The 12,346-nt window shown below is 48.6% G+C and carries 12 protein-coding genes; 3 read left to right on the top strand and 9 right to left on the bottom strand.

Features of this window, described 5'->3' with window-relative positions; genetic code table 11:
• Window positions 1–84 precede the first annotated feature (84 nt).
• Window positions 85–1,317: an ion transporter gene (locus tag M3P05_RS14640; RefSeq protein ID WP_249700560.1), complete on the bottom strand. Its 1,233-nt coding sequence runs from the start codon at window positions 1,315–1,317 to the stop codon at window positions 85–87.
• A 130-nt stretch (window positions 1,318–1,447) separates the two neighbouring features.
• Between M3P05_RS14640 and nudE the strand changes: the two genes are divergently transcribed.
• Together nudE and cysQ are read left to right on the top strand one after the other, a co-directional pair.
• Window positions 1,448–2,002 carry an ADP compounds hydrolase NudE gene (gene nudE / locus M3P05_RS14635; RefSeq protein WP_249700558.1) on the top strand — a complete coding sequence of 185 codons (555 nt, stop codon included), beginning with the start codon at window positions 1,448–1,450 and terminating at the stop codon, window positions 2,000–2,002.
• Entirely contained in the window at window positions 1,999–2,817 is an 819-nt protein-coding gene (gene cysQ / locus M3P05_RS14630) for a 3'(2'),5'-bisphosphate nucleotidase CysQ (protein WP_249700557.1), read from the top strand. Before nudE ends, cysQ begins: the two co-directional genes overlap by 4 nt.
• A 49-nt stretch (window positions 2,818–2,866) precedes the next feature.
• Here cysQ and M3P05_RS14625 read toward each other — a convergent pair whose 3' ends face one another.
• Both M3P05_RS14625 and M3P05_RS14620 read right to left on the bottom strand, forming a co-directional pair.
• Window positions 2,867–4,996 carry a hypothetical protein gene (locus M3P05_RS14625; protein WP_249700555.1) on the bottom strand — a complete coding sequence of 710 codons (2,130 nt, stop codon included), beginning with the start codon at window positions 4,994–4,996 and terminating at the stop codon, window positions 2,867–2,869.
• Window positions 4,997–5,369: 373 nt separating this feature from the next.
• Window positions 5,370–5,726 (bottom strand): NirD/YgiW/YdeI family stress tolerance protein, encoded by a 357-nt coding sequence (locus tag M3P05_RS14620; RefSeq protein WP_249700553.1) that lies wholly within the window; start codon window positions 5,724–5,726, stop codon window positions 5,370–5,372.
• Between the two features lie 116 nt (window positions 5,727–5,842).
• Between M3P05_RS14620 and M3P05_RS14615 the strand changes: the two genes are divergently transcribed.
• Complete coding sequence (locus M3P05_RS14615) at window positions 5,843–6,886, top strand: hypothetical protein (RefSeq protein WP_249700552.1); 1,044 nt, start codon at window positions 5,843–5,845, stop codon at window positions 6,884–6,886.
• Window positions 6,887–7,199: 313 nt separating this feature from the next.
• Here M3P05_RS14615 and selD read toward each other — a convergent pair whose 3' ends face one another.
• The 6 genes from selD to M3P05_RS14585 form a co-directional block, all read right to left on the bottom strand.
• Complete coding sequence (gene selD, locus M3P05_RS14610; protein ID WP_249700550.1) at window positions 7,200–8,285, bottom strand: selenide, water dikinase SelD; 1,086 nt, start codon at window positions 8,283–8,285, stop codon at window positions 7,200–7,202.
• A gap of 12 nt (window positions 8,286–8,297) precedes the next feature.
• Window positions 8,298–8,513: a DUF3343 domain-containing protein gene (locus M3P05_RS14605; protein ID WP_249700548.1), complete on the bottom strand. Its 216-nt coding sequence runs from the start codon at window positions 8,511–8,513 to the stop codon at window positions 8,298–8,300.
• Window positions 8,513–9,679, bottom strand: coding sequence for an aminotransferase class V-fold PLP-dependent enzyme (locus M3P05_RS14600; RefSeq protein WP_249700547.1), 1,167 nt, complete (start codon window positions 9,677–9,679; stop codon window positions 8,513–8,515). The genes M3P05_RS14605 and M3P05_RS14600 overlap by 1 nt, the downstream gene beginning before the upstream one ends.
• Complete coding sequence (gene yedF / locus M3P05_RS14595) at window positions 9,679–10,350, bottom strand: sulfurtransferase-like selenium metabolism protein YedF (protein ID WP_249700545.1); 672 nt, start codon at window positions 10,348–10,350, stop codon at window positions 9,679–9,681. Before yedF ends, M3P05_RS14600 begins: the two co-directional genes overlap by 1 nt.
• A 266-nt stretch (window positions 10,351–10,616) precedes the next feature.
• Entirely contained in the window at window positions 10,617–11,618 is a 1,002-nt protein-coding gene (locus M3P05_RS14590) for a Fic family protein (RefSeq protein WP_249700543.1), read from the bottom strand.
• Window positions 11,619–11,871: 253 nt separating this feature from the next.
• Window positions 11,872–12,346 (bottom strand): hypothetical protein (locus M3P05_RS14585; protein WP_249700541.1); only part of this gene is annotated, 475 nt, incomplete at its 5' end.

The following is a 12,346-nucleotide window of genomic DNA, read 5'->3' as shown; positions in this document are numbered from 1 at the left end:
GATATTTGCAGTTTCTAAGGCTTCTTTAAGAATCATACCCCATGACGGGGGTACAGGTAGCTTTGGGATTCATAAATATTATGGTTACTGCTGAAGGGCGCGGCTAAGTCGGTTATATGAGTTCTGATCCAGATACCCATTGGCATACCAGGACTCAACCACCTCCGGCGGGGTCTGGCCAGATTTGTTCCTTAGGAGCAGGCTTTCTCTGCCACCATTATCAAACAGCAGTGCAAAGATTTCGTCCGGCACCTCCCACTTTACCGCGATATGCAGAGGGTAATCTCCAGCACTGTAGTAGTTGGGAAGATCTGGAGTCACCTGTTTAACTGCCTGCGGGTAGATACTCAAAACAGCCCTGACAGCCTCAACATTCAAACTCTTGATTGCCGCCGTCAGCAGATCATTGCCGGTTCTTTCACGGCGTCTGGCCATTTCAGCGCCATTTCCCCGCTCAAGAATCAGCTTCAAACTTTTTGTCATACCGTTAAAAGACAGATAATGCGGCAGCGGGGTTCCATGACTGCTGAAGGCTGCAATAAAGGCAGGAGGCAACTCTCCCCCCTGAATGGCAGCGATGATTTCTTGATCTATAACATTGATCATCTCTGTCTCAATCTGCCTGGAAGGCTTTGCTTCCACCCTTTTTCCTTTGTAAATGGCTCCAGGAGCATCCAGACGATTCAGGAATGTCTGCAGTCTGGAATAATCATCGGGAGTCGTTTCCGTTTTGTTTAGATATTCAGTCAACCTGGCTTTCTGCTCAGCACTCTCAAGTCTGGCCCCATTTTCCCAGGCCAGCTCAAACCCTCGCAGAGGCCAGCTGAAAGCCATCATATCCCCGATCATGTTTCTCTTACCGGCACCTGCAATAAGGTTGGTATTACCGCCATTATTGAGAACAAAGCGAACCATGTAATAAAGACGGTTGGCCATGGACACTCGCAACATCGTGGCATTGTCCTTATCCCCGGCATTGATGTTGGCTCCATGATCAAGACCCCACTCCGCCAGCTTTTGGAAACCGCTGAATGCAGCAAAGGAAAGCAGGTGACGTCCCCGTTTTTCTGTTTTCCCGGAAATGGGGGCATCAATCAGGGCAATAGCTGAAGCGATACCTTTTGTTCTCTTGAGCTGCAGGAATGTGCGGGAATAAGCGCGCAAAACAATCTCTTCTACCTTATTGTTCGCAGCCCTTGTTTCCGCAAATGCGTAACCGGGAATAATCTGGCTATCAACTGCATTGTCTGCTTTTCCTGAGCCAACCACTAAAAGTAAAGGCAAACAGAGTGTGATTATTCTCAGGAAGTTTTTCATAGGTTGGCTACTCCCGCAGGGATCTGATACCTCTTTATGTCGGCGGAGAAAAGGAAAGGAAAAGTCTCTGCCCTGAAATCAAGCAGGCACGTATAATAAAGCCAGTTTTTCAGCCCGGACGAAATAATTGATGAAAAAGCCCCCAGAAATCCTCAACGTCCGGGAAGTCGCCCGAAGTGCCCTGTTTCGGGTTGAGGAGCTGAAGCTGGAGTTTTCCAACGGTACGAGGCGAACCTATGAACGATTGGCCGGATATGACAGCGGTCACCAGGCAGTCATGATTGTGCCGGTTCTGGACAATGATCACTTTGTGGTGATTGAGGAATATGCCTGCGGCACAGAGGATTACCAGTTAACTTTACCCAAAGGTCTGGTTGAGCCGGGTGAAGAACTGTTTGACGGTGCCAACCGGGAACTGAAAGAAGAAGCCGGCTACGGTGCCAACCATTTTGAACACCTGAAAGAGTTTACCCTGTCCCCAAACTATATGACCGGCCGAATGCAGGTGGTTATTGCGCGAGATCTCTATCAGGAATACCTTGAGGGCGATGAACCAGAACCTCTTGGTGTCCACGTGTTTGCCTTTGATGATCTGCCCCAACTTGTGACACGCCCCAACTTTACTGAGGCCAGGGCCATGGCTGCACTTTTTCTGGTTCGTGATCGGCTTGGGAGTGATAAATGAATATTGATAATACTCTGACCGACAGTCTGAAGGAACTCTGCCGCAAGGCTGGAGATGCCATTCTCGCGGTATACGACAACAACGAAATATCAGTCACCCAGAAATCTGATAACTCACCAATAACCGATGCTGACAGAAAAGCACACCGGATCATTACTGATGGCCTGGAGCAAATTACACGGGATATTCCGGTTATTTCTGAAGAGGGAACAATCCCTCCTTTTGAAGAGCGTTCTGGCTGGTACCGCTACTGGCTGGTTGACCCCTTGGATGGCACCAAGGAATTTATTGCCCGAACCGATGAATTCACAGTTAATATCGCCCTGATAGAAGACGGCAGCCCAATACTGGGATTTGTGTACTCTCCTGTTAATCAGGCCTGTTACTACGGTGGTCCGGCTATGCATGGAGCCTGGAGACAGGTTGCCAGCAAAGCTCCGGAAGCTATCCAGACACGCCCCTGTGCGCCAGAAAACCTGCTGAATGTTGCTGTCAGCCGCAGGCATGGCCGTGATCAGTTAGTGGACCTGATCAACCGGTTTGAACAACGCTTTTCAGAAGTTCACCTGATTGTCGCCGGCAGCTCCCTGAAAGGGATGTTGGTTGCAGAAGGCACCCTTGATATTTATCCACGCCGTGGCCCTACAAGCGAGTGGGATACAGCCGCCCAGCAAGCCATTGTGGAGGCGGCCGGAGGGAAAGTTCTGGATGTAGAACTCAACCCACTTCGCTATAACCAGAAAGACAGCCTAATTAACCCCAGTTTTTATGTTCTGGGAGACCCTGCCGCCGAGTGGGAAAGTCTTCTTATGTAGTTCATAGACAGGGTTGCCTGTTGCAGCCCTGCATTAAATCCAATGCAAACTACTTCGTAGGCTCGTGCATACCTGCCGCCATTTTCTCAGTATATTGCGGGCATTGAACTCGCTCGCATGGCTCACATGTAACTGGGCCAGCACCAAAGCCAATATAATTTAAGGCCTGCTGGCCATATGAGGCGACGAATCCATTGATACTATCCCAAGGCAGGGAGGGAAGTTGTTCCCATGCAGCATCGAAGCTGGACGGGTCACTGTAGTAAGCGTACGAAAAAGCCCCAACAGCTGCACCCGCAGCAATGGCTTTCCTTGGGTGTTTTCTGACAGTGTTTACAGCCGCACCAACCACTTTTACCGGGAGTTTTGTCCCATAAACAAATCGACGGTAGGGATAAAGCTCGCGATAGTGAGGAATCTTTGCCGTATTTCTGGCTGACTTGCTGGTAAAGACTCCTGAATCAGTCTTCGTCGAGGCTTCTGTCAGTAACACATGCGGCGTACAGCTTGGGGTATTGGTTACCTTGTTACCAATAGATGCCACCAGATTCAGAATACCGCCAAAATCAGGTATATAGACATTTTGTTTAAGTATCTGGGCATTGACATCTATCGTGTAACCATGTTTCCAAAATCCATTCTCTACAGCGTTGACTATAGGCTTACCATCCCGAAGCACGCTGGATGTAACGTCTCCGTTCTGGCCTGCGCTGACATTAATAACAACAAGACCTTTCCGACCTGTATATTGGCCGGTTGCACTTTTTATCTTTACAATTTCCCACGCCTCGCTCAATTCGTCGCAAGGCACACCTGTTGCGGTATACCCTCTACCATCTGATCTGGCTACGAGGTGTATACAGTACTTCACCCTTTTTTCGTCAGGTGTATTCAGGATGATAGGCCCGTAGACAGCCCCGGCGGCTTCCTCTTGAATATTGTGCATTTTCCCTGTTGTAATTTCCTGCCAGCCATCAGAAAAACGAACTTTTGAAACATTCTGCACCGTTTCGTCCAGCTTGATATCCTTACCCACCATGGATTGCTGATCAGTACCGAAAAACCAACTGCCATTTGTTTTTTCAGGCTGAGTTTTAAAACAAGCACTTGCATGTGCCGAGAACACATCTTCATCTACACCATCCTTTCTCTGAGATAAGGCCATCAGCTTAAGCATACTTGGGATATTCAGGTTTTTGTCTACATAAGCCATAAGCTCCTCATGGCTTTTAAAATCTGGAAACTGTTCTGCTCCAGCCAGATTCCCATCAAACAATGCTTCCCCGGACTCATCAATAACCAGACAGTCTTGACCACGGCCTGAAAATACGACGGCTCCCTTTTTTTTGTCCTTTTCATTACCGTCGCGCCCTGAAAGCCAAACGGATTCTTCCACTGTTTGTTGATTATGCTGCCAAAGTATAAAAGACATTTCTTCTCTGTTCTCCGACGCAGTGACCTGGACAACATAGCGATTACTATTTTCCTCTGACCCCCGGTCCATTTCTTCGTTCTGTTCCTCCTGCATCGGTGTTTTATCTATTTCAAATGGCCCAATAATCCTACCTAACACGGGCATACCCATGTACGAAATCACATTAACACTGCCCCTCCTTTTCCCAGAACTTTGTAACATCTCGATTTTTTTGACCTTTTGAGGAAATTCTATGTTCTCCGGTAAAGAAAAAACTGGAATATCAAGCCTCCCATCTTTTACTACAAAGTGACTTGTTGCATCAGCATCAGCATCAGTGACTACATGTGCTCTTGGCTTCATCGGGCCGCCAAGGGATAAACTGGCAAAATTTGTTGTCAGTTCTTCGGTTTCATCATCTGCACCTTTGTCTTTCCCAGCAACGAAATTCAACACAAAGCCCATATCAGGTGAGATGAGAGGTTCGCCTTCTTTTCTCAATATTCCAAAAGCAGCATCACCCATGTGTTCTATAGAATTTTCAGGCAACACGTCCACTATTCTCACCCCACTACTAGAAGCGTCTCTCTGCTTGACTTTGATTTTATGATCATCACTTCTAAAAAAGCTTAATATTGCCCCCTTGTCGTAACCACCCTCTGCGCGTTGAGCAGCGGCTTTGACATACTTCTTTACAAAAACAGAAATACTCGGCCCTTTTTGTTGACCTTCCCCCTCTGCGACCAATGGCTGCTGATTAATCATTACAATATTCAATGTTTTTCGGGAGCCATCCTTTAGTGTTATCGGGCCAGCTGAGTAGCCACCACCTCCCATTATGTCGGCGGGCACTGGCAGTATGACCGAACCGTCAGGCCCTCTATAAATATACATAACAATAGCGTCTGTAGAATTTGCGATCGGTATGCACACCCCAAACATGAATATACACAGAAGAATCTTTACAACGGAGCGAAGAGAGTGACGCCTGTTCATAACATAACCTCATGAAATACAACGAGGTGAGGGAAAGCGGGAAAATAGAAAAGCAGAAAAGCTAAGTAGGAATGTAGGTTAGCTGCCTTTCGATGAAAATGCTGACGTTTGTTTCGAGAGCAAAAATTGAAGAAGAGAACGCTCAGAAAGACCAGAACACCTGATTAGCATCCAGTTCAGGATTGCCGGTTTCATCCTCCTTCACCAGCTCACCACGAATCCGAATCCGGACATTAGGTTTCAAGCCTCCCTCCGGCACCTGGTCAGGGGGAATATCAACCTCAACAGCCGCCGTACCATCGTGAACCAGCACAGTGCGTGGACCGACCTGCCGCAGTACAACACCAGTAATATCCACCTGTGTACCGTCATCCTTCTGGATGACCTCCTGCACAGAAGTGCGCTTGGGTTCTTCACCAACAGGCAGCTCAGCCCACAACACGGAAGATAGGAAATAACTTAAAGTGGCTAATAAACCTGAAAGGCTGATTGGACGCATCAGCTTTATCCCTGCTCTTTTCACCCAGATACTGAATAGCTTAGAAAAACTTAAGCGCTATGCTTATTAGATATCTAATAAAACGCCGAGTAGTAGCAACTGGCAACGGATCTGCCATGCAAAACCAGGTCACTCAGATTCCCAAAGATGCCTTCCCTCCTGTACGCACAGGGCAAACCAAGCCTGCTGAGCTGGCTCTGGTGCGCTCAAGCTGGGGAAGGAAAATATCCATTGAAATTGATAACCCTGTGGCTGTTAAGGATAGGATTCTTCATACAGGCGTAGGCTTGAAGGCTTTGAAAGGCTTCACCAGATGCCGCTCCTATGATGAAACCCACAGCATGAAACCCAATGGCCGGGATCATGAGAACCGCTTGTTATACAGGCACGCAGCTTTTTCCAGCCCCAAGTACATCCTGAAACGGGCTCAGCTGCTAGCTAACCTCCAGAAAGACTACAACAACGGCAACCCAAGAATGGAATGGTATCTGGATGAACTGGAAGAGCTCTATACTGACGCAGCTTGTGAGTTTGGTGGCGCCAGCAGGGCTTTAATCAGGGATTATGCCAAAGCTGCCTTGCTTGCCAGCAGACAATTCTGCAATGCCGGGCTGTTAACTGAAAGTTATCATTTATTTTACAGCTCTATGCGTTCAATTGCTGACTACATGGATCTTGAAGCTGTTCCTCTTCCAATTCGCCAGCACTATGTATTCTTGTCGCGCCAGTATTTATTTCATCTGGATTACATGGTTCGGAACCTGCGGGCATCGGGGGATGATGCAGCGGCCCAATATCTAAAAGAACAAACGCGAAGTATTCAGGCAGATCTGTATCGAAATTTTGATCTTAATGTTGATGCTAAAGGGAAAGTACACCCTATTGATGCAGTACTCTCAGAAGATACTGCCGAGAGTGATCAGGTATCGTCAGAAACACCGCAAACAGAAACAACTGATCAAATATCCACAGATCGCGATACGGTTTATGAACCAGAACCAGCATTGATACTGCCTGAAATCGAAGCCCTGGAACAAGAACAGCAACAAGAAAAGCAACGAGAACAGCAACGAGAAGAGCAACAGGATTCCATACCTTCAGATACTGACGATCTATTTGATGAATCCCAGATAATTGCAGCTAAAAAGATCAAAACGTAAAGGTTCCAACCGCTACTCATCGGGATATGAAACTGATATACCTGGCAGTAATCAGCACCCTTAATCTTTTCCTAATCCAATAATTCGTGGAGATGATGGCAGCAGTGATAGCGAGGAAATCGGGTACTCTGCAGATGATGAAAGAACACCACTTCCCAGCAGGAAGGTGAAGCCGCCTCTCGATGAGAGTAATTTAAAGCGAAGTAATGATGGGGAAAAAGATAGCGGCTACTTCAGTTAAACCAAAAGAAGCCATGCAAAAGAAAAAGTGAGAGTGCCCATAGCATGAACTCAGCGACACTCCCAATACAAATTACCCAATAATCAGCGCAACATCTTCACGAGGAAGAACTTCGCCGATAATGGCAGCCTGAGGATGCTTACCACTGGCCAGCAGTTCAGCCAGCATATCGTTCGCCGCTTCAGCAGGTGCACAAATCAGCAGACCACCGGAGGTCTGGGCATCGCAGGTCATCATCTTGATGTTGTAATCCATTCCCTCACGGAAACGAGCATCTTCACCAATGTACTGCATATTGCGGAATGCAGCACCAGGAATACAGCCATCGTCATACAACTCGTAAGCCTGCTCCAGCAGAGGCAGTGCGGCGGAATCAATGCTCAGAGTCATATCGCTGCCGTTGGCAATCTCACGGGCATGCCCCAGCAAGCCAAAGCCGGTCACGTCTGTTGCACAGCGAGTGTTGTACTTGCGCATGATCTCGGCGCCGGTCTTGTTCAGCAGTTTCATCTGCTCAACAGCTGCACGATAAGCTTCCGGTGTTGCCAGCTGTTCACGCTGACCGGCAATCAAAGCACCAATACCCAAGGGCTTGGTCAAAATCAGTTTATCGCCAGGGCGCGCATCACTGTTGCTGACAATCTTGTCAGGGTGAACTGTGCCCACAACCGCCAGACCAAACTTGGGAGGGTGGTCTTCAATAGTATGACCACCCACAACCAGCGCACCGCACTCGGCAACCTTGTTGTAACCACCTTTCAGAATCTCGGCAAAACCTTCAACCGGGAGTTCTTTGGTGGAGTACATCATCAGGTTCAGCGCCATAACCGCATCACCGCCCATGGCGAAAACATCACTCAGGGCATTGGCGGCAGCAATTTCACCGAACTCTACAGTGTCACTGCATACTGGCGGGAAGAAATCGGTAGTGAAGATCAGCGCAGTTTCATCATTGATCTTGTAAACACCCGCATCATCATGGGTGGAGATATCCACCAGCAGGTCAGGATGGCTGGGGAAGTTCAGCTGGCTGAGAATTCCTGCAAGCTCAGTAGGAGACAGCTTGGCCGAGCAACCGCCATACTCAACGGTTTTCAGCAGATCAATACCACTCCTTGCAGGAGCCGTCTTGGCAGGAGCCGTGTTTTCAGATGACATGGATGCTAAGCCTTAAATATTCGCGAGAGTAACCTGGAACTGCGCCTGCTGAAGTTCATTCAGAATATCTTCAGCCCGGGCGGTATCGACTTCCAGGCACATACCACATTCAGAAGAGATCTGTCGGGGAACAGGCATAACCTGACAGGTAACGCCCTGCATTTTGCAAACAGCCTCAGCCTTGATGGCATACCGGACAGAAGGAAATAGAAGGAAAGATCGACTCATTATGCACTCTCCTTCAGCTTTTCCAGGCTGATTCCACGCAGAGTATCCAGCAGGAACTCAAAATCAGCCTGACCATGATAGACAGAAGGCGACAGGCGGCAGGTTCCATCCGGGAACGAGCCTAAATGTTTGTGGGCCAGAGGGGCACAGTGAAGACCGGAACGGGTCTGTATATTCGCACGGCTGCTCAACAGCCAGGCCAGCTCGCTGGAATCATACTCATCGTGAACCAGAGAGATCACTTCACCCTGGCTGTCCTGATCTTCTGTACGCAGGATACGGAAACCATCAATCTCTTCAATGGCATCCAGAAGGTTCAGAAACTCTTCACGGGTATGCTGGGATCCCGGACGGTTTTCCAGAGCAGCCAGAAGGCCAAAGATACCGGCAATATTGGGTGTGCCCGCTTCAAAGCGATCAGGCATAACCAATGGCATGGACAGATGTTCACTGTTACTGCCGGTGCCACCCAGAATCAGAGGATTTACCTGATCGGGGTAACGAATAAACATACCGCCGGTTCCAGTTGGCCCAAGCAGGCCCTTGTGACCGGTAAAGATCAGGTAATCAATCTTCGAGGCATCTACTTTGACAGGAACCTTCCCAAGAGACTGGGAGGCATCAACCATCAGCGGGATATAACCCAGAACATCACTGATCTCTTCAACTGGCTGAATAACACCGTTGACATTGCTCTGATGGTTAATCACCACCAGAGCCGTATTCTTATTGATGTAATTGGAAACCTTCTCAACCTGAATGCGCCCATCCAGGCCTGCCGGTAGCGTTTCCAGCTTGATCAGCCCCTGCTCTTCCAGCATTTTCAGAGGTCGGGCAGTGGCATTGTGCTCCATTGGGGAGATAAGAACTTCAGCGCCTTCCTTGAAGCTCAGCCCCTGGATAATCACATTGGCAGCGTGAGTTGCGTTGCTGGCAAAACAGAGGTGCTCAACCTGGGAAATGTCCATCATTTCCGCCAGCATATCCCGGCACTGTTCAATAGCCGTCCCAGATTCAACCGCTCTGGAATGAAAGGAACGGCCGTAGTTACCACCCACTTCCGTCAGATAACGGGCAACAGCTTCAGCAACCTGAGGAGGCTTGGGAAAGCTGGTTGCACCATTATCGAAGTAAGCCAGGGGCTCACGCTTATCTGACACACTCATTATGGATTCACCACGTGACCCGCTGCAGCCATGCGCTCTGCAATCTCATACATATTGGAAATGCGTCCTGCAGCCAGCTTGCCCTTGAGTTCAAAGAACTCAACACAGGCACCGCAGACAATCACATCAACACCTTCGGCTTCCAGAAGTTTAAGGGTTTCATCAGCTCCGGAGTTCACAGTCGCCAGCTTAACCCCTCCGTTGTACATGATGATGGCGGCAGGCTTGTTATCCAGTTCTTTCAACGTATTGACGTATGCCTTGGCAAGAATGCTACCCAGGTCATCATCACCCTGGCCCATACGATCACTTTTCAGAACTACAACATAGTTGCCTGCCTGCTCTGGCTGAACTTCAGGTACAGGTGTTACCTCAGCAACAGGCTGTGAAGACGTGGGCAGAGGACAGATATCCGGACCATTCTGAGTCGCTTCACCGGTGCGCACAGCAGAAACAACAAACTCATTGCCGTCCTGGGAAGTCTGGGGATCTGCACCCTGATCTGTGAGGAAAGTGATCAGATTAGAGCAGGCAATATCGTTATCCATGATGACTTCAAAGCGATCACCAGGATTCAGTGTTTTCCAGAGACGGCGGGTTTTAATCAGTGGTTGAGGGCATGGGCAGCCTCGGGCATCCAGGGAGTGGCAAACTTGTTGAGAGTCTTGCATGTGAACCTCACAGAGCTGCGTTCAATGGGCAGCCTGGGCAAAGAACTGATAGGCCGTCTTCCATCCCGGGGAAACAACCTGAGCTGAGTCAATTTTGAGTGATGGGGAATCTGAGGGGTATTCGCAATGTTCGCAATGATACAGGTCAGTCTTGCTGCCGGTATTCCCCGGGGGCTATCTCAAAACCAAACAACAACCCAAAAAGCCTGATACTAAAGCTGCTGACCAGCGAGATTCGAGTCAAAGTTTGATCCATTGTCTGACTGTTACTTCTGCAAAACAGCCTGGCAAACGTCCTCAATACGAATAAAGTCGGCATCCGTCAGAAACTCAAACTGCTTGCACTTACGTTTACTGAGCTTGCCATTGTTATCCAGAATAATCTTCACCATCAAGCGCAGGTCTTTGGCCGAAAGACCCAGCACCTTATCCAGAGTGTGATAAAGCTTGTCGGCAACCACCAGCATATCAATCTCTTTGGGTAACAGGCTCTCTGCCACATCCCGAATCACTTCACACAGCCACTGACAGTAAGTGGTTAAATCAAGGTAACGGAACAGGTGGTCAGTTTCCCCTTCAATGGTGATATGACCGGCTTCATCAATATAGAAATCGGTCTGATCGCAGATGGTGCGGGAAATCTGGTCGAGAGTACGATAGTAATCCTGCTGCCGGTTCAGAATGCCACCCGATACCGGCAGAATAATACCCGGCTGCAGAATGCCGGACTTGGCCAGTACATCCTGAATCAGATAGCGGCTGATCCGGCCATTGCCATCCATAAACGGATGCAGGTAAACAAAGCTGGCTGAGAGAATACCAGCCCGGATAGACGCAGGAATATCGGAATCGGACAGCCGCTCTACCATAGCAAACCAGTCATCCATCAGGTCTTCAATATGCTCTGGCTGAGGTGGTGTGAGCGCAACACCCTGGGGGCCAGGGCCACCGATATAGTTCTGTTCAACCCGGTAATCAGGCTCCTGCTGGTGGCCGGTTAGATATTCATACCAGAACCATAACCTCCGGCTCCACTGGCTATTGGGGCGCTGTTCTATCTGTCCTTTAATCTGCTCCTGAATATCCCCCTGCTGAAAAACCTGCCGCAGATAACCTGGGTTAACACCTTCATGCTTCAGGGCAAACAGGAGATGGCCAACCATTGTCTCTTCCGGCCGGGCATTGTCGGGAAAGTTCTGCTCCAGGATTTGATGCCGTTGTACCTGATTCGGCCGGGTGCCTAACAGACCACCGGTATAGGAGCGCATTTGATGGGGCAGCACCCGCATTTGATGGGCTATTTTTGACGCTTGCACACGTAACGTGTATAGAAAAGGCCATTTTTGTATATACGTCTGCCAGATACGTATAGAAAACCGGGATTTTTTATACATGTTGTCCAGCCTTGAGAAAAGCTAAATACCCACCTCTATACCAAAGAAGAACTAAATCCACTCAGAGAAAACTAAATACGGCCTCAAAATCAGTCCAAAAACCAAATATCCAAGTTTACCCTTGCTTTCAGAATACTGAGGCCAGGCTGTTAGATAAGACAAAAAGACTGAATATCTGTGACTTCAGGGTCAGTAGTTCCCGCATATAAGTATCACAGGGAACCTTGTTTATGTGATACAGGGTTTCCAGGTTGTGGGCGATCTCTTCTTTGGGCTTGTCCCTTTCAAAAGCCAATAGTGATGGGTACTTGAGATGCATCACAGCCAGAGCGAACATGATGGCATCATGCAGTGTGATTTTGCTGTCACACTGATTGGGACGTGTGTCCGGGATGGTGGCAACGTACTGTGAAACGGCTTTGATCAGGTTATCAGCCAGTACGTTTTGGCTAGAACGTGGCACGATGATTAACCAGTAAAACTCATTTGCAGATGGTACAGGCAGGACAAAACATAGCTGAAAGTTTACGACTTGGCCGATTATCCGATGCTCTGCAGAGCCTGCTATTACAGGGAATTCATTATTCAGCGGGAATTGTTGT

The sequence above is a fragment of the Parendozoicomonas callyspongiae genome, assembly GCF_023502345.1.
GTDB classification, from domain to species: domain Bacteria; phylum Pseudomonadota; class Gammaproteobacteria; order Pseudomonadales; family Endozoicomonadaceae; genus Sansalvadorimonas; species Sansalvadorimonas callyspongiae.
Note: the sequence above shows the minus strand (reverse complement) of the source record. Positions and strands in the feature narration are given on the sequence as shown.

Bases quoted from the DNA above. Each gene is read 5' to 3' on its own strand.
- M3P05_RS14640 (WP_249700560.1), bottom strand. From the start codon at position 1,317: ATGAAAAACTTCCTGAGAATAATCACACTCTGTTTGCCTTTACTTTTA.
- nudE (WP_249700558.1), top strand. From the start codon at position 1,448: ATGAAAAAGCCCCCAGAAATCCTCAACGTCCGGGAAGTCGCCCGAAGT.
- cysQ (WP_249700557.1), top strand. From the start codon at position 1,999: ATGAATATTGATAATACTCTGACCGACAGTCTGAAGGAACTCTGCCGC.
- M3P05_RS14625 (WP_249700555.1), bottom strand. From the start codon at position 4,996: ATGATTAATCAGCAGCCATTGGTCGCAGAGGGGGAAGGTCAACAAAAA.
- M3P05_RS14620 (WP_249700553.1), bottom strand. From the start codon at position 5,726: ATGCGTCCAATCAGCCTTTCAGGTTTATTAGCCACTTTAAGTTATTTC.
- M3P05_RS14615 (WP_249700552.1), top strand. From the start codon at position 5,843: ATGCAAAACCAGGTCACTCAGATTCCCAAAGATGCCTTCCCTCCTGTA.
- selD (WP_249700550.1), bottom strand. From the start codon at position 8,285: ATGTCATCTGAAAACACGGCTCCTGCCAAGACGGCTCCTGCAAGGAGT.
- M3P05_RS14605 (WP_249700548.1), bottom strand. From the start codon at position 8,513: ATGAGTCGATCTTTCCTTCTATTTCCTTCTGTCCGGTATGCCATCAAG.
- M3P05_RS14600 (WP_249700547.1), bottom strand. From the start codon at position 9,679: ATGAGTGTGTCAGATAAGCGTGAGCCCCTGGCTTACTTCGATAATGGT.
- yedF (WP_249700545.1), bottom strand. From the start codon at position 10,350: ATGCAAGACTCTCAACAAGTTTGCCACTCCCTGGATGCCCGAGGCTGC.
- M3P05_RS14590 (WP_249700543.1), bottom strand. From the start codon at position 11,618: ATGCGCTCCTATACCGGTGGTCTGTTAGGCACCCGGCCGAATCAGGTA.